Source organism: Thioalkalivibrio sp. XN8 (assembly GCF_011058255.1).
In the GTDB taxonomy this organism is placed as follows: Bacteria; Pseudomonadota; Gammaproteobacteria; order Steroidobacterales; family XN24; genus XN24.
On record NZ_JAALFH010000062.1, the window covers coordinates 186,722 to 201,239 of the forward strand.

Here is a 14,518-nt window from a genome sequence, read left to right on the forward strand (position 1 = left end):
CGCATGCCAGAGGCCGGCCTCAGTCCCAGCCGCAGCGCCTTCCTGGAACTCAAGGAAGAGCGCCAGCTGGTGCGCGAGGGCTTCGAGTTCCTCGACGAGAAGCGCGTCATCCTGGCCCAGGAAATGCTGCGCCGGCTGGCGGCGTGGAAAGCGGCGCGCGAACGCTATGACGAGCTGCACGAGCAGGCGGCGGCGGCGCTCGCCCGGGCCGTGGGGCGTCACGGCCTGGACGGCCTGGGCATCTACCCGGCGGTGCCGCTGGACGAAGCCGCGCTGCCGCTGGAGGAGATCCGGTTTCTCGGCGTCAACCTGCTGGACGGGACCTTCGAGACCGGCGACCAGGAAGAGCCGCCGCCCGCCGTCAATCCCAGTCCGGAGGCCGAGCGTTGCCGTGAGGCCTTTGCGGCGCTGGTGCCGCTGGGCTTCGAGCTGGCCGTGATGCGGGCCAGCCTGGAGCGGCTGGTGCGGGAATACATCCGCACCGAGCGGCGCGCCCGGGCGCTGGAGAACGTGGTGCTGCCGGAGATCGAGCATTCACTGCGCTTCATGGACGAGCAGCTCGAGGCCATGGACCAGGAAGAGGCTATCCGCGTCCGCAACGCGGGCCGCTGAGCTGGGGACTGTCCCTAGGACATGTCCCGGGGACAGTCCCCATCATGTAAGCTAGGGAATCTCTGGAAAGCGGAGCGCCCCATGAGCAAGCCTGTCCTCGCCCTCGTCGCCAGCGCCATCCTCGCCGGCTGCGGCACGGTGATCGATTTCGGGCCCGAGCCCGGGACCATCGGCGACGAAAGCTACCTGCACTTCCAGCCCGAGCTGCACGGCCCGAACGCGCCGCCGCGTGAGCCGCCGCGCGATCGCATCAGGATCGGCGGCAGCGACGAAGCCCCGGCAGCGGCCCAGCCCGCCACGCCGCAGCCTGCCGCCGCGCCTGCCCTGCCGCCTCCCCCGCCGCCGCCGGCCGTGCCGGCAGCGCCGACCTCCGAGGCCCTGTTCAACGACGCCATCCGGCGCGCAGTGGAGTCCGGCGACATCGACCGGGCACTGAAGCTGCTGGAGGAAGCGGAACGGCTCGGCTCGCCGAGCGCGCGCTCGACCTTTATCGAGGCGATCCAGTCCCGAGATAACTGACCGAGCGGCTCTTCAGCTCCGCGTGCATCACCTCGACCCGGTCCTGCAGGGCGCGGGCCAGGTGCTTGCGGTGGTTCGCCTCCACGGCCTGCCCGGCCTTCAGCCGGACCGTGAACCCCGGCAACAGCACCAGCCGCCAGAGATGCGGCGGCAGCGACAGCTTGCCCCACCAGGCCAGCGCCTCGCCCGGGTCGATGCGCGGGTCGCGGGTGTCATAGACCAGCACCGCCGGATACACCGGATGGCCGTCGCGGGCCGGCAGCGTCAGCAGGCCTGAGCGGAACGGCAGGATGGCGTCGCCCGGGCCGGTCGTGCCCTCGGGGAAGAACACCACCAGGTCGCCGTCCTCGAAGGCCCGCTGCATGCCCTCGAGCGTGACGTTCGCGGCCTCCGGGCCGTGGCCGCGCTTGACGAACAGAGTCCCGGCGCACTTTGCCAGCAGCCCGATCAACGGCCAGTCCGCGACCTCGTGCTTGGACACGAAGCGGCAGCCGGTCTGGGACATGAGCACCGGGATGTCGAGGTAGCTGACGTGGTTGGTGATCAGGAACGCCGGGCCGGGCGGCAGGCCGCCGTCGGTCTCGATGCGGGCGCCGAGGAGGCGGCACAGGATCGTGGCCCAGCGGCGGGTCACCCACTGGCGGATCGCAGCGCGGCGCGACTGGCTCCAGGGCCACAGCGCCACCAGGCCCCAGGCCAGCGCGATGCCGATGGTGACGATGAACAGCAGCGGCAGGCGCACCAGGGCGCGCAACAGGCCGAGCGGCGTCACCGGGACGCGGGCAAAGGCCGGCTCGCGGGGGGTGGTTTCCGTGCTCACGGCGCGCATCCTGACAGCGCCGCATGGTCGCGGCAAGCCGGTCCCGGTCCTGGGGACAGTCCCCAGGAGCGGGACAGATGTGCCAAAATGACGCATGGCTCATTTCAAGCAAAGAGCCGGCGAATCGCTCAACCTGCGCACCGCGGTGGTGGCCTTCGTGGTCCTGCCCTGCCTGCTGGTGATGGGGCTGGCGAGCTGGATCGGCCTGCGCGGGCTCGAAGAACAGATCAACGCCCGCATGCAGGAGGACCTGGAACTCATCGCCCGCACCCTGCGGCTGCCGCTGAGCGAGGCGATACGACAGGACCGGCCCGGCCTGGTGCAGGCGGCCATCGATTCCACGGTCGGCTTCGACCAGGTCTACGCTGTCAATGTCTACGACGAGAAGGGCGTCCGGGTGGCCCAGAGCGGCCGCCGCCGGGCCGCCGTGCCGAGTCGCACCGCAGCCGAAATGGCCGAGCAGGGCGAGCGCCTGGAGGCAGCGGCGGCGATCGGCACGGAGCAGCTGGTGTCCGTGTTCCAGCCCTTGACCACCGGCGACGGCCGCATCGCCGGACTGCTCCAGGTGACCCGCCACAGCGGCGCGGTACGCGGCTACCTCGAGCGCACCCAGCTCCTGGCCTTGGTCGGGGTGGCCACGGCCGGGGCCCTGCTCACGCTGCTGATCGTGCTCGGCCATCATTACGGGGTCGGCCGGCACGCCCGCGCCATCGAGACCGGATTGCAACGTGTGCGCGAGGGCGACGACCGCCACCGGCTGACGCCGGCGGGCGTGGCGGAGTTCCGGAGCCTGGCCAGCAACATCAACCGCATGCTCGACGGTATCGCCGCATCCCAGCAGGCACTGGAACGCCAGCGCGCCACGGAAGCCGGGCTGCGGGAGCAGTTGCACCAGAGCGAGAAGATGGCGGCGGTCGGCCGGCTGGCGGCCGGCGTGGCGCACGAGCTCGGTTCCCCGCTGGCCGCCCTGTACGGCCGCGCCCAGCAGTTGCTGCGGGCGGCGCCGCTCGAAGCGGCTGAACGCCCGGCGCTGCAGGCCATCCAGGACGCGGCGCTGCGCATGGAACAGACGATCCGCCAGCTGCTCGACTACGGGCGCGCCAACCCGCTGCAGCGCCGCCGCGTGGAGCTCGCGCCGCTCCTGCGGCGCCTGGCGGACGAGGCGCTCACGGCCGCTGCGGACCCGCCGCAGCTGGCGCTGCCGTGCCCGGACCCGTCGCTGGCCGTGTGCGCCGACCCCCTGCGGCTGGAGCAAGCCTTGCGCAACCTGATCGACAACGGCCTGGACGCCGCCCGCCGAAAGGTGACGATCGGGGCCGCGGCCGGCGACGACGGCAGCGTACGGGTTTACGTCGCCGACGACGGGCCGGGCATCCCGCCGGCGGAGCGCGACCGCGTGTTCGAGCCCTTTTTCACCACCAAGCCCGTGGGCCAGGGCACGGGCCTCGGGCTCAGCGTGGCGGCAGCCGCGGCGGCGGATCACGGCGGGCGCCTCGTGGTGACCGACGACCCGCTGCTGGGCGGTGCCCGTTTCACCCTCCAGCTGCCCGCGGAGCCGCCCGATGACCAGGCCTGACCCCGGCCGCCGCCCCTGCGTCCTGGTCGTCGAGGACGACGCAGGGCTGCGCGACATGCTGCACCAGGAACTGGACGACGCCGGCTACGCGACGCTCACCGCCGCCGACGGCGACACGGGCCACGCCCTGGTCGTGGAGCAGAAGCCCGACCTGGTGCTGAGCGACCTCCGGCTGCCGGGCGCGGACGGCCAGGCCTTGCTGGCCCATTGCCGGACGCTGCCGGATCCGCCGGCGTTCATCATGATCACGGCCTTCGGCACGGTCGAGCAGGCGGTGGAGGCGCTGAAGCAGGGCGCCGACGACTTTCTCACCAAGCCCCTCCGCCTCGAGCACCTGCGGCTCGCGGTCGCGCGCGCCCTGGAGGCGCGGCAGCTGCGCTCCGAGCTGAGCCAGTACCGGCGCCTGCTGGCGGAAGGAGAGTTCCACGGCATGCTGGGGCGCAGCGCGCCGATGCGCGAGCTCTACGAGCTGGTCCGGCGGATCGCGCCGCTGCCCTCGCCCGTGATCATCACTGGCGAAAGCGGGACCGGGAAGGAGCTCGTGGCGCGCGCGCTGCACGCCGAGAGTCCGCGCCGCGACCGCGCTTTCGTGCCGCTCAACTGCGCCGCCATCCCGGCCGAGCTGATGGAAAGCGAGCTGTTCGGGCACGCCCGCGGCGCCTTCACCGGCGCCACCCAGCAGCGGGACGGACTGTTCGCCGAGGCCGACGGCGGCACCCTGCTGCTCGACGAGATCGGCGAGATGCCGCCGGAGATCCAGGCCAAGCTGCTGCGCGTCCTCGAGGATGGCAGCATCCGGCCGCTCGGCACCGACAGCGAGCGGCGAGTGGACGTGCGCCTGCTGGCGGCCACCCACCGCGACCTCGAGGCCGAGGTCGCCGCCGGGCGTTTCCGCGCCGACCTGTTCTACCGGCTGGAAACCTTCCAGGTCCGGGTCCCGCCCTTGCGTGAGCGCGGCGACGACCTGGACCTGCTGGCGGCGCACTTCGTGGCGCGCTTCGCTGCGGCCCGCGGCCAGCCTCCACCCGCGCTGGCCGAGGACACGCTGGCCTGCCTCCGGGCCTACGGTTTTCCCGGCAACGTGCGCGAGCTGGTAAACGCGCTGGAGCGCGCCACCGCCTTTTGCGGCGGCCGCGAGATTCGCCCCGCGCACCTCCCCGAGCGGATCCGGCGGCACAGGCGGATGACGGCGGGCTCCGACGCGCCCGGGGCGGGCGGCGAGGACGGGGCGGAGCGGCTGGTCGTGCGCGGCGACGACCCGGAGGACTGGCCGTCGCTGGAGGCGTGGGAGCAGCGCTACATTCGCTGGGTGCTCGAGCGCCTCGACGGCAACAAGCGGCGCGCCGCGGAGGTCCTCGGGATCGGCCGGCGCACGCTCTACCGGCGCCTCGACAACATGTGACGCCCTGGCACATGCGCCGGTTGATTGTGCCAGCCTGGCACACCCGGGCGCTCGCCCGGTCCCCGCCGCGGGCCGGCGGATCGCGGTAAGTCGCTGTCCTGGCAGGCATCCGCCGGGGTGGCACGCGCCTTGCAGTATTTCGGGCAGGCCAACAATCCCATTGCAAGGAGCCGACATGAAACATCGCCAGCACACTGCCTTCGCCCTCGCCGCCACCGCCGCTCTCGCGGCCGGCCTTGCCGCGGCACCCGGCATCGCCGAAGAAGGCTACGGCACAGGCCAGGCGCAGGCTGCGCCGCCCGCGGACGTGCCGGGCGCCAAGCTCGACCAGTTCGTGGTGGCGCTCGAAGAGGTACACGCCATCGGCAGCAAGGCCACCGAGGAACTGGAGCAGAGCGGGGACATGGAGGAAGCCCGGCTGATCCAGGAGCGTGCCCAGGGCGAGATGATCGAAGCCGTCAAGGACGCCGGCCTGACGGTGGAGGAGTACAACCGCATCGCGCAGTTGATGAATTCCGACCCCACCATCCAGGAGCGCGTCAACAAGCGGATCGAAGACCGCAGCTGAGCGGCGGGGCCCGGTCCTGGGGACTGTCCCCAGGACATGTCCTGGGGACAGTCCCCGGGGGCCGGGCCCTCCTCAAGCGATCCGCGGCACGGCCGGCTCGGGCAGGTCCCGAAAGAACAGCTGGCGCGTCCTCGGCGCCAGGCGCTCGAGATCGAGCAGCACGAAGAAATCGACCGTGCCGAACTCCGCGTCCAGCGCCGGCGGGCCGCAAACCTCGGCCCCGAGATTGAGATAGCTCTGGAACAACGGCGGCAGCTCGCCCGGCTCGAGCGGGCGACTCGGCCCACGGCGAACCTCGATCGCGTGCTCACGCTGCGGGGCCACCGAATAGCGCTCGCTCAGGAAGCCCTCGAGCTTCAGCTGGCGCCAGGCAGCGACACCGGTGGCGGTGTCACGCGTCGGCAGCGAGCAGCAGCCGAACAGGTAGCGCTGGCGGTTCCACAGCAGGTAGGCCGCGAGGCCGCGCCAGAGCAGGTGAATCACCCGGCCGTTGCGATGGCCCGCCTCGACGCAGGCCCGGCCGATTTCCACCGCATTCCCAAGCACCTCGGGCGGCAGCCGCCGCAGGTCGAACTCCGACTCCGAGTAGTAGCCGCCGTGAAGCTCGCCCATGGGGCCGGTCTGCAGCCGGTAACTGCCGACCACCGTGTCGCTGGGCAGGTGCTCGATCATGATGTGATGGAACAACGGATCCCAGGGATCCGCGTCGAGGCCGGTCTGCCAGCTTTCGGCAAAACCCTCGCCGAGTTCGCGGTTGAATACCTCGAAGCGCAGCCGCTGCACGGCGGCCAGATCGTCGGCCGAGGCGGCAAAACGCAGGCGATACGAGCCAGCCACGCGCAGGAGCGGCGGCAGGCATTCGGGAGCGACCGGGTAACAGGCGGGTTGCGCGAGCATGGCAGTACCGTGTGGGATTTGCCGCGCACGGTACGACCGTCCGATGACACGCCGCTTGCCGCCGTGTTGCCGTTTCGGGTCAGCGGGTGGAAGCCCCGGTTTGCCCGCGAATTGCGGCCTTTCCCGCCCTGTACAGGGTTGGGGACTGTCCCCAGGCTATGTCCCCATGCCGAGAAAACCGAGACAGCTCCATGGCGGCCGCTACTACCACGTGATCAACCGCGGCAGTGCGCGCCAAACCGTCTTCCACGACACCAAGGACTACCAGGCCTTCCTGGATTTCATGCGCGCGGCCCAGGAACGGGTGCGCATGGGCATCCTGGCCGTCTGCCTGATGCCCAACCACTTCCATTTCCTGGTTCGCCCGGCCGGCGACAAGGACCTGAGCGATTGGATGCACTGGGTGATGACCAAGCAGGTGGCGCGCCATCGCTGGGTGCACCAGACGAGCGGCCACGTCTGGCAGGGACGGTTCAAGCCGTTCGAGATCCGGACCGACGGTTACCTGCTGATGATCATGCGCTATGTCGAGCGCAACGCGCTGCGCGCCGCGCTGGTGGAGCGGGCGGAGCACTGGCCGTGGGGCAGCCTGGCGTGGCGCTGTCGCGGCGGCGCGCCCTTCGAGCTCTTGGATCCGCCGGCCGGATTGCCCGCCCGGTGGGTCGAGCGCGTCAACCGCCCGGAGAATGCTCTAGAGCTGAAGGCCGTCCGGAACAGTGTGCGGACGGGCGCGCCGTTGGGGGTGGGGACTGTCCCGGGGACAGTCCCCAAAACTTAGTCCTGCGGCAGGTCGACGTTGAACTTGACCGACGTGGACTGCTCCACCGGCTTCGTCGGCGGGTTGACCCAGTAAATCTTCACCGGCATCCCGCGCGCCGATTTCTCGACCGCATTCACGTACTCGTGGTCGATCGCGTGCCGCTTGACCGTCTCCTCGCCCGGCGGCACGGCCGCGCAGCCCGACACCAGCATCCCGGCCGCAGCCAATGGCAGGACCAGCCTCGATACAGTCGCTTTCATCAGGGCACCTCCTCTCGATCGCCCGCCGGGCGGGGCACGCTCGCCGCGCCTGGGTGACGAATTTTTAATCATATTCGCCGGGGACCAAAGTGCAACCGCAGCGTGTGCTGCGGTGCAACACCGGCGCGGCCGCGAACGGGGAGATCCGCCTACCGGGCGTCAAGCAGCGCCAGCAACTCCGTCGTCTTCGCCTCCATCAGCGCCTTGTCACCCCGGGCCTCGACATTGAGCCGCACCAGCGGCTCGGTGTTCGAGGCGCGCAGGTTGAAGCGCCAGTCGGCGAACTCCATGGACAGGCCGTCGGTGCGATCGACGGCCACGGCCTCGTCCGCGTAACGATCCTCGACCGCCGCCAGCACCGCCGGCGGATCGTCGATCGAGCGGTTGATCTCGCCGGAGGCCGGGAAGGCGGCCATGCGCTCCTCGACCAGCGCCGACAGCGGGCGGCCGGCGCGGGACACGAGCTCCGCCACCAGCAGCCACGGGATCATCCCGGAGTCGCAGTAGGCGAAGTCGCGGAAGTAGTGATGCGCGCTCATCTCGCCGCCGTACACGGCGTCCTCGAGCCGCATGCGCTCCTTGATGAAGGCGTGGCCGGTCTTCGACATCACCGGCACCCCGCCGCCCCGTTCGACGATGTCGATGGTGTTCCAGGTCAGGCGCGGGTCGTGCACGATCTTCGCGCCGGGGTGCTTGGCCAGGAACGCCTCGGCCAGCAGCCCGACGATATAGTAGCCCTCGATGAAGCGGCCGGTCTCGTCGAACAGGAAGCAGCGGTCGTAGTCGCCGTCCCAGGCGATGCCGAAATCGGCGCCGGCCTTGACCACGGCGTCGGCGGTCGCGGCGCGATGCTCGGGCAGCAGCGGGTTGGGCACGCCGTGCGGGAACGTGCCGTCGGGCGCGTGCTGGATTTTCACGAACTCGAAGGGCAGCCGCGGCTCGAGCTTGTCGATCACCAGGCCCGCGCCGCCGTTGCCGGCGTTGACCACGAGCTTCAGCGGCTTGAGCGCCTGGCGGTCGACATAACCGAGCAGGTGATCGATGTATTCCGCGTAGATATCGACCTCGGTCCGCCGCCCCCGCCGCGGCGTGGCTTCGAAGCGGTCGCGCTCGACCCGCTCCTCGATGTCCTTCAGGCCCGAGTCGCCGCTGATCGGCTTCGACTGCTCGCGCACGAATTTCATGCCGTTCCAGTCGGGCGGATTGTGGCTGGCGGTGACCATGATGCCGCCGTGCACGTCGAGGTGGCTGGCGGCGAAGTACACCATCTCGGTGCCGCCCAGGCCGATGTCGACCACGTCCACGCCGGCGTCCATCAGGCCCTCGGCCAGCGCGTCGGCGAGCTCGGGGGACGACAGCCGCACGTCGTAGCCGACCGCCACGCGGCGCGGGCCGATGACGGCGGCGTAGGCGCGGCCGATGCGGCGGGCGATGTCGGGGTTGAGGTCGTCCGGGAGGCGGCCGCGGACGTCATAGGCCTTGAAGCATTTCATGTGAGGTCATCCAGTGGCGGAAGCCGGCATTCTAGCAACGCAGCGTGAAACCTGGGCCAGTCGGCGAGTCCCGGCGTTTCTGCACGCTCCGGCGACGAAGGCCCCCTGCAATGCCCGGCCCAGTAGTGCTAGTATCTGACCAACTAAGTAGTCACTTTAGGAGACAGGGCATGCGCGCCGACACGGTGAACCTGGCTGACGCCAAGGCCAGGCTGAGCGAACTGGTGGAACAGGCGGAGTCGGGCGAAACCGTGGTCATCACGCGTCGCGGCAAGCCCGTCGCGAGGCTGACGACTGCGACGCCGGAGCGCAAGCCGGTCGCGCTGGCGATACTGGCGGCAGTGACGGAACCGATGCCGCGCCAGGACGAGTCCGCGGCCACCTTCATCCGGAAGCTGCGCGAGGATTCGCGCTACTGATGCATTACCTCGACACGAGCGTGCTGGTCGCGGCCCTGACGAACGAGGCCAGGACCGCGACGACACAGCGCTGGCTCGCCGCGCAGGCGCCGGGGGCGCTCGCCATCAGCGACTGGGTGATCACTGAATTCTCCGCGGCCCTGGCAATGAAGCTCCGGCTGCGGGCGCTGGCGGCCGGGCATCGGGCCGATGCGCTCCGGGTATTCGCCGCGCTGGTGGAGGAGTCGTTTCACGTGCTCGGCGCGAGCGGGACGGAGTTCCGCGTGGCCGCCCGCTTTGCCGACCAGCAGAAGACCGGGCTGCGCGCTGGCGACGCCCTGCACCTGGCGATCGCCTCGGGGCACGGCGCGGCCGTGGTGACGCTCGACCGGAAGCTGGCGGCAGCCGCACGGTCGCTCGGCGTCAGCTGCCAGATGCTCTGATGGGGACTGTCCCGGGGACAGTCCCCACCTAACCCCGCCCGTAGGTGTCCTCGAAGCGGACGATGTCGTCCTCGCCGAGGTAGGAGCCCGACTGCACCTCGACCAGGTGCAGCGGCACCTTGCCGGGGTTCTCGAGCCGGTGGGTGGTGCCCATCGGGATATAGGTGGACTGGTTCTCGCCCAGCAGGAACACCTCGTCGCCGCACGTGACGCGGGCCGTGCCCTGCACCACGATCCAGTGCTCGGCGCGGTGGTGATGCATCTGCAATGACAGCTGCGCGCCCGGGTTCACCACGATCCGCTTCACCTGGAAACGGTCGCCGTTGTCGATGCTGTCGTAGCTGCCCCAGGGCCGGAACACCTGGCGATGCAGCGAGGTCTCGTAGCGGCCGTCGGCCTTGAGCCGCGCCACCAGCTTCTTCACGTCCTGAACCCGGTCGCGCGGCGCCACCAGCACGGCGTCCTTGGTCTCGACCACCACGCAGTCGGCCAGCCCGACCGCCGCCACCAGGCGGCTCTGGGCGTAGAGATAGCAGTTGGTGGCGTCCTCGCAGAGCACGTCGCCGACCGCGACGTTGCCGGCCGCGTCCGCTTCGCAGGCGTCGTGCAGGCTGGCCCAGCTGCCGACGTCGCTCCAGCCGGCGGCCAGCGGCACCATCCAGGCATGCGCCGTGTTCTCCATCACCGCGTAGTCGATGGAGTCCGAGGGACATTCCTCGAAGGCATGCCGATCCACGCGGACGAAGTCGAGATCCGACTTCGCGCCGGCCACGGCGGCCACGCACTGGGTCACGATCTCGGGGCGATGCGTCCGCAGCTCCTCGATGTAGCGGCCGGCGCGGAACATGAACATGCCCGAGTTCCAGAAGTACTCGCCCGAAGCGACGTACTCGGCGGCGAGTTTCGCATCGGGCTTCTCCACGAACTGCTGCACGGCGGCGGCGCCGTCCTTGGCCGCGGCGCGGATGTAGCCGTAACCGGTCTCGGGCCGGTCGGGCACCACGCCGAAGGTGACCAGCTTGCCCTCCTCCGCCAGCTTCGCGCCCGCGGCCACGGCACGGCGGAAAGTCGCGGGATCGCGGATGACGTGGTCGGCCGGCAGCACCAGCAGCACCGGGTCCACGCCCTGGGCCTGCTCCTGCAGGGCCGTCGCCGCCGCCAGGGCCACCGCCGGCGCCGTGTTGCGGCCCACCGGCTCGAGCAGGATCGCCGCCGGCTTCACGCCGGCCGCGCGCAGCTGCTCCGCGACGAGGAAGCGGTGCTCCTCGTTGCAGACGATGATCGGCTCGGCCAGGCCCTCGATCCCGTCGAGGCGCGCGAGGGTCGCCTGGAGCATGGTCTGCTCGCCCACCAGCGGCAGCAGCTGTTTCGGGTAGAGCTCGCGCGACAGCGGCCACAGGCGCGTGCCGGAGCCGCCGGACAAAATCACGGGGACGATCATCTGGGCAATCCCTGGCGTCGAAAGGTGCCCCGGATTGTACGACAGGGTGGCGGGGTGATTGCCACGGCCAGGCGCGGGATTTGTGACGGGCGTCCGGCTGCGGGCCCGGGCCGCCGATTATCCTGCGTTCCATGCACGCCACGCAGCTGGAATCCAAGGTCGGCGAGGCCCCGCGGTTCTACCTCGGGCGCCAGCCCATCCTCGACCGCGACGGGCGCACGGTGGCCTACGAACTGCTGTTCCGCCCCAGCGCGCGCAACGGCGTGGACGTGGTGGACGACCGCGCCGCGACGGCCGCGGTGATCGCGCACGCCTTCAGCGACCTCGGCATCGAGGCCGTGCTCGGCGGCTGCAAGGGCTTCATCAACTTCGACGCCGCGCTGCTCCATTCCGAGGTGCCGGAACTGCTGCCGGCGAGCAGTATCGTCATCGAGATCCTCGAGACCGTGGAGATCACGCCGGCGCTGCTGGACCGCTGCCGCGAACTGAAGGCCAAGGGCTTCCGCTTCGCGCTCGACGATGTCATGCGCCCGGAAGAGATCGGCCCCGAGGTGCTCGGGCTGATCGACATCGTCAAGGTCGACCTGGCCACCACCCACCGCGACGACCTGCCCGCCATCGCCGCGGCGGGGCAAGCCGCGGGCGTGCAGCTGCTGGCGGAGAAAGTGGACAGCCTGTTCCACGCCGACCGGTGCAAGGAACTCGGCTTCGACCTGTTCCAGGGCTATTACTTCGCCCGCCCCATGCTGCTCGGCGGGCGCGATACCCGGCCGGACCGGCAGTTGCTGCTGCAGTTGCTGCAGCAAGTGGCGCAGAACGCGCCGCGCCAGGAGATCGAGCAGACCTTCAAGCGCGCGCCCGAGCTGGCGTTCAAGCTGATGCGGCTGGTGAACTCCGTCGGCATGGGGCTGGCCAACCGCATCCAGAGCCTCGCGCATGCGCTGGTCGTGCTCGGCGACCGGCAGCTGCATCGCTGGCTGCAGGTGCTGGTGTTCGCGCACCAGGACCAGGACGGCGCGCCGAGCGCGCTGATGACGCTGGCGGCCACGCGCGGCCGGCTGATGGAACTGATTACCGAGCGCTGCCCCGACTACGCCGACCTGCGCGACCAGGCTTTCATGACCGGGATCATGTCGCTGCTCGACACGCTGCTCGACATGCCGATGGAAGACCTGCTGCAACAGGTCAACCTCGGCCTGCCGATCCACGACGCGCTGCTCGCGCGCCGCGGCCGCCTGGGCGAGATGCTCAGCCTCGTCGAGGCGCTGGAGAAGAAGGACTCGGCCTTGCTGCCGCGGCTGCTCGGCGAGGACTCCCGGTGGCCGGTGGACGAGCTGCCGGCGCTGCAGGTCAGCGCGATGACCTGGGCCGGGGAGCTCGGGGTGGCGCGCTAAGTCCCGGTACTGGGGACAGTCCCCAGGTCAGAGCGGGGGGCGCTCCTGCGGCAGCGGCTGTTCACGTGCCCATTCGATCGCGGCCTCGACATCGCCCTCTTCAATGCCCAGCGACTCGAGTTTCTCCCGCACGCCGCGGGCGGCGTCCGGGCGCACCGGGGTGAGTACGATGCGCCCCTGTTCCACCGCGACGTCGAAATACTCGAACCGGCCGACGGCCGAGACCACCGCCTTGGGGAGCGTCAGCTGGTTCTTGGAAGTGAGCTTGGCGAGCATGGGGCGCGTCCGGATGTTGGAGTAAGGAATTCTTACTACGGTCCGAGCCGGCTTGCAATCGCGGCGTCGAGAGCCTGGGCGAGCCTCACAGCCAGCTCTCGACCATCAGCCCCGGCACGCGCCGGAATTCGCGCTCATTGTTGGTGACCAGCGCAAGTCCGGCGCTGCGGGCGTGTCCCGCGATCATGAGGTCGTAGGCGCCGATAGCCTGCCCGGCGCGCCTGAGTTCTGCGCGCACCCGACCGCTATGGAAAGCTGCCGGGGCGTCGAATGGCAACACCACGAGGCGCGCGGCGAAACTCTCGAGCACGCGGCGGTTGGCCTCCGGCCGCGCAGAGTGCTCGACGCCGAAATGCAGCTCGCTTAGCACGACCGAGGAGATCGACAGGGACTCTGCATGCTGGTCGAGGCGATCCTGCAGCGCGGGATGCTGATGCCGGAGCACGAAAACGCAGCTGTCCGTGTCCAGCATGTAGCGGAGCATCAGAGCGCGTCCCGCTCCTGGATGGGAGGCTGCTCGCGCTCGCCCATGAAATCATCGGACACGGCCGGACCGGCGAAGAAATCCTCCCAGCGACGGCCGGACGGAACGATCAAGCGCGCGTCGCCAATCCGGAGGATGTCCACCTGCTTCACGTCCTCGGGCAAGGCGACATCCTTGGGCAGGCGCACGGCCTGGGTTCGGTTGCTCTTGAACACTGTGGTCTGGGTCACTGGGCGCTCGCTCATGTTGCCAAGTATGGCCGCAGCCGAGGGATATATCAACTGGATATACACTCTGCTCCGGGCTTCAGAGATCATCTCCGCGGGAGACGGAGCCGGGAACCGGCGATATGGCGGTTATAGCGCGGGAAATGGCGAACTGGGGACTGTGAAAGGCTCATGCGCGAGGTCCAACCCGGGCATCGTGTCCGTGCTGCCGGTCGGCGCGGCATTTCCTCGGAACCCGCCTTTCAGCCTAGAATCGGGCGCCTGAACCGTGCGAAGAATAAATCCAACGGGTGGCGTGGCCCCGCAGCGGGCCGAAGGGGGAGCGACAATGAGCATCAGGCATTGGGGGAAGGTGGCGCTGGGCCTGCTGGCGTTGGCGGTGGCGGCGGAGGGCTGGGCGCAAAGCGCCGCGGAGGTCATCGAGCAGGCGCGGGCGCGGGCCCGCCAGGTCGAGGAGATCAAGCAGGTCCTGAACGACCCGGACCAGAACGTGCGCCTGGCGGCTTTCGAGACCATGGTCGGCAGCGACGACCCGCTCATGCGGGACCTGGCGCTCGACGCGGGACTGAACAGCACCGACCAGGTCCTGCGCGGGATGGCGCTGCGCCACGCCGTGCTCGGGCTGGCGCAGCTCACGATCTCGCTGGAGGTGGACGAAACCGCCCCCAAGGAAATCCAGGAAAGCTCGCGCGATTACCTGCTGAAGAACGGCAGCAGCTTTGCCATGACCATCGACGCCAAGGGCAGGGATTTCGGCACAGGCGCCTTTCACGGCGCCGGCCAGGCCTCGTACCGCGGCAACGTCAGCGGGCTGGTGGTGACGTTCAAGTACAGCTATCACTCGGGTGAGCTGCACCTGCAGGACGACAACACCCTGGCCGGCAAGATGTTCTACCAGTGGAGTTCGCACAACCACCAGTTCAAGGCGACGGCCCCGCTGCGCTGAAG

Annotated in this window: 18 protein-coding genes; 10 read left to right on the plus strand and 8 right to left on the minus strand. The window is 69.9% G+C overall.

Translation table 11 applies throughout. The annotated features are described in order from the left end of the window. Positions 1 to 3 precede the first annotated feature (3 nt). Both G6N75_RS09605 and G6N75_RS09610 read left to right on the plus strand, forming a co-directional pair. Positions 4 to 612, plus strand: coding sequence for a V-type ATP synthase subunit D (locus G6N75_RS09605; protein WP_165348128.1), 609 nt, complete (start codon positions 4 to 6; stop codon positions 610 to 612). A gap of 81 nt (positions 613 to 693) precedes the next feature. Further along, positions 694 to 1,131 (plus strand): hypothetical protein, encoded by a 438-nt coding sequence (locus G6N75_RS09610; RefSeq protein WP_165348129.1) that lies wholly within the window; start codon positions 694 to 696, stop codon positions 1,129 to 1,131. Here G6N75_RS09610 and G6N75_RS09615 read toward each other — a convergent pair. Beyond that, the gene (locus G6N75_RS09615) at positions 1,100 to 1,951 is read right to left on the minus strand and encodes a lysophospholipid acyltransferase family protein (protein WP_165348130.1); all 852 of its coding nucleotides are present in this window, start codon (positions 1,949 to 1,951) and stop codon (positions 1,100 to 1,102) included. The genes G6N75_RS09610 and G6N75_RS09615 overlap by 32 nt on opposite strands. Positions 1,952 to 2,045: 94 nt before the next feature. On the opposite strand from G6N75_RS09615, the gene G6N75_RS09620 reads away from it, so the two are divergent. From G6N75_RS09620 to G6N75_RS09630, 3 genes are all read left to right on the plus strand, one after another. Then, a complete protein-coding gene (locus G6N75_RS09620) occupies positions 2,046 to 3,527 on the plus strand; it encodes a HAMP domain-containing sensor histidine kinase (protein WP_165348131.1) in 1,482 nt (493 codons plus the stop codon). Then, the gene (locus tag G6N75_RS09625) at positions 3,514 to 4,929 is read left to right on the plus strand and encodes a sigma-54 dependent transcriptional regulator (RefSeq protein ID WP_165348132.1); all 1,416 of its coding nucleotides are present in this window, start codon (positions 3,514 to 3,516) and stop codon (positions 4,927 to 4,929) included. The genes G6N75_RS09620 and G6N75_RS09625 overlap by 14 nt, the downstream gene beginning before the upstream one ends. A 175-nt stretch (positions 4,930 to 5,104) precedes the next feature. Continuing rightward, positions 5,105 to 5,497 carry a DUF4168 domain-containing protein gene (locus G6N75_RS09630; protein ID WP_165348133.1) on the plus strand — a complete coding sequence of 131 codons (393 nt, stop codon included), beginning with the start codon at positions 5,105 to 5,107 and terminating at the stop codon, positions 5,495 to 5,497. A 72-nt stretch (positions 5,498 to 5,569) separates the two neighbouring features. Here the strand turns inward: G6N75_RS09630 and G6N75_RS09635 are convergent, their stop codons facing one another. Then, on the minus strand, positions 5,570 to 6,394 hold the full coding sequence (locus G6N75_RS09635) for a GNAT family N-acyltransferase (RefSeq protein WP_165348134.1): 825 nt from the start codon (positions 6,392 to 6,394) through the stop codon (positions 5,570 to 5,572). Positions 6,395 to 6,560: 166 nt separating this feature from the next. Between G6N75_RS09635 and G6N75_RS09640 the strand changes: the two genes are divergently transcribed. Then, positions 6,561 to 7,172: a transposase gene (locus G6N75_RS09640; RefSeq protein WP_165348135.1), complete on the plus strand. Its 612-nt coding sequence runs from the start codon at positions 6,561 to 6,563 to the stop codon at positions 7,170 to 7,172. Here the strand turns inward: G6N75_RS09640 and G6N75_RS09645 are convergent. Both G6N75_RS09645 and G6N75_RS09650 read right to left on the minus strand, forming a co-directional pair. Further along, entirely contained in the window at positions 7,169 to 7,414 is a 246-nt protein-coding gene (locus G6N75_RS09645; protein ID WP_165348136.1) for a hypothetical protein, read from the minus strand. The two genes, G6N75_RS09640 and G6N75_RS09645, sit on opposite strands and share 4 nt — an antisense overlap. A gap of 149 nt (positions 7,415 to 7,563) precedes the next feature. Next, positions 7,564 to 8,907 (minus strand): phosphomannomutase, encoded by a 1,344-nt coding sequence (locus G6N75_RS09650; RefSeq protein ID WP_165348137.1) that lies wholly within the window; start codon positions 8,905 to 8,907, stop codon positions 7,564 to 7,566. 170 nt (positions 8,908 to 9,077) lie between these two features. Here G6N75_RS09650 and G6N75_RS09655 point away from each other — a divergent pair, with 170 nt between their 5' ends. Together G6N75_RS09655 and G6N75_RS09660 are read left to right on the plus strand one after the other, a co-directional pair. Beyond that, complete coding sequence (locus G6N75_RS09655; RefSeq protein WP_165348138.1) at positions 9,078 to 9,326, plus strand: type II toxin-antitoxin system prevent-host-death family antitoxin; 249 nt, start codon at positions 9,078 to 9,080, stop codon at positions 9,324 to 9,326. Beyond that, entirely contained in the window at positions 9,326 to 9,748 is a 423-nt protein-coding gene (locus G6N75_RS09660) for a type II toxin-antitoxin system VapC family toxin (RefSeq protein WP_206203043.1), read from the plus strand. The genes G6N75_RS09655 and G6N75_RS09660 overlap by 1 nt, the downstream gene beginning before the upstream one ends. Positions 9,749 to 9,776: 28 nt before the next feature. Here the strand turns inward: G6N75_RS09660 and G6N75_RS09665 are convergent, their stop codons facing one another. After that, complete coding sequence (locus tag G6N75_RS09665) at positions 9,777 to 11,189, minus strand: mannose-1-phosphate guanylyltransferase/mannose-6-phosphate isomerase (RefSeq protein ID WP_165348139.1); 1,413 nt, start codon at positions 11,187 to 11,189, stop codon at positions 9,777 to 9,779. A gap of 131 nt (positions 11,190 to 11,320) precedes the next feature. On the opposite strand from G6N75_RS09665, the gene G6N75_RS09670 reads away from it, so the two are divergent. Then, positions 11,321 to 12,583 carry an EAL domain-containing protein gene (locus G6N75_RS09670; RefSeq protein ID WP_165348140.1) on the plus strand — a complete coding sequence of 421 codons (1,263 nt, stop codon included), beginning with the start codon at positions 11,321 to 11,323 and terminating at the stop codon, positions 12,581 to 12,583. 27 nt (positions 12,584 to 12,610) lie between these two features. Here G6N75_RS09670 and G6N75_RS09675 read toward each other — a convergent pair whose 3' ends face one another. The 3 genes from G6N75_RS09675 to vapB all read right to left on the minus strand — a co-directional run bounded on the left by G6N75_RS09675 (position 12,611) and on the right by vapB (position 13,573). Beyond that, positions 12,611 to 12,859, minus strand: coding sequence for an AbrB/MazE/SpoVT family DNA-binding domain-containing protein (locus G6N75_RS09675; protein WP_165348141.1), 249 nt, complete (start codon positions 12,857 to 12,859; stop codon positions 12,611 to 12,613). 85 nt (positions 12,860 to 12,944) lie between these two features. Then, entirely contained in the window at positions 12,945 to 13,343 is a 399-nt protein-coding gene (vapC, locus tag G6N75_RS09680; protein WP_165348142.1) for a tRNA(fMet)-specific endonuclease VapC, read from the minus strand. Beyond that, complete coding sequence (vapB, locus tag G6N75_RS09685) at positions 13,343 to 13,573, minus strand: antitoxin (protein WP_165348143.1); 231 nt, start codon at positions 13,571 to 13,573, stop codon at positions 13,343 to 13,345. Before vapB ends, vapC begins: the two co-directional genes overlap by 1 nt. Before the next feature lie 325 nt (positions 13,574 to 13,898). Here vapB and G6N75_RS09690 point away from each other — a divergent pair, with 325 nt between their 5' ends. Continuing rightward, positions 13,899 to 14,516, plus strand: coding sequence for a HEAT repeat domain-containing protein (locus G6N75_RS09690; protein WP_165348144.1), 618 nt, complete (start codon positions 13,899 to 13,901; stop codon positions 14,514 to 14,516). Positions 14,517 to 14,518 lie beyond the last annotated feature (2 nt).

What these genes read in the sequence shown, in the direction of transcription:
- G6N75_RS09605 (WP_165348128.1), top strand. Translation starts at nt 4, where the DNA reads ATGCCAGAGGCCGGCCTCAGTCCCAGCCGCAGCGCCTTCCTGGAACTC.
- G6N75_RS09610 (WP_165348129.1), top strand. Translation starts at nt 694, where the DNA reads ATGAGCAAGCCTGTCCTCGCCCTCGTCGCCAGCGCCATCCTCGCCGGC.
- G6N75_RS09620 (WP_165348131.1), top strand. Translation starts at nt 2,046, where the DNA reads ATGGCTCATTTCAAGCAAAGAGCCGGCGAATCGCTCAACCTGCGCACC.
- G6N75_RS09625 (WP_165348132.1), top strand. Translation starts at nt 3,514, where the DNA reads ATGACCAGGCCTGACCCCGGCCGCCGCCCCTGCGTCCTGGTCGTCGAG.
- G6N75_RS09630 (WP_165348133.1), top strand. Translation starts at nt 5,105, where the DNA reads ATGAAACATCGCCAGCACACTGCCTTCGCCCTCGCCGCCACCGCCGCT.
- G6N75_RS09635 (WP_165348134.1), bottom strand. Translation starts at nt 6,394, where the DNA reads ATGCTCGCGCAACCCGCCTGTTACCCGGTCGCTCCCGAATGCCTGCCG.
- G6N75_RS09640 (WP_165348135.1), top strand. Translation starts at nt 6,561, where the DNA reads ATGCCGAGAAAACCGAGACAGCTCCATGGCGGCCGCTACTACCACGTG.
- G6N75_RS09645 (WP_165348136.1), bottom strand. Translation starts at nt 7,414, where the DNA reads ATGAAAGCGACTGTATCGAGGCTGGTCCTGCCATTGGCTGCGGCCGGG.
- G6N75_RS09650 (WP_165348137.1), bottom strand. Translation starts at nt 8,907, where the DNA reads ATGAAATGCTTCAAGGCCTATGACGTCCGCGGCCGCCTCCCGGACGAC.
- G6N75_RS09655 (WP_165348138.1), top strand. Translation starts at nt 9,078, where the DNA reads ATGCGCGCCGACACGGTGAACCTGGCTGACGCCAAGGCCAGGCTGAGC.
- G6N75_RS09660 (WP_206203043.1), top strand. Translation starts at nt 9,326, where the DNA reads ATGCATTACCTCGACACGAGCGTGCTGGTCGCGGCCCTGACGAACGAG.
- G6N75_RS09665 (WP_165348139.1), bottom strand. Translation starts at nt 11,189, where the DNA reads ATGATCGTCCCCGTGATTTTGTCCGGCGGCTCCGGCACGCGCCTGTGG.
- G6N75_RS09670 (WP_165348140.1), top strand. Translation starts at nt 11,321, where the DNA reads ATGCACGCCACGCAGCTGGAATCCAAGGTCGGCGAGGCCCCGCGGTTC.
- G6N75_RS09675 (WP_165348141.1), bottom strand. Translation starts at nt 12,859, where the DNA reads ATGCTCGCCAAGCTCACTTCCAAGAACCAGCTGACGCTCCCCAAGGCG.
- vapC (WP_165348142.1), bottom strand. Translation starts at nt 13,343, where the DNA reads ATGCTCCGCTACATGCTGGACACGGACAGCTGCGTTTTCGTGCTCCGG.
- G6N75_RS09690 (WP_165348144.1), top strand. Translation starts at nt 13,899, where the DNA reads ATGAGCATCAGGCATTGGGGGAAGGTGGCGCTGGGCCTGCTGGCGTTG.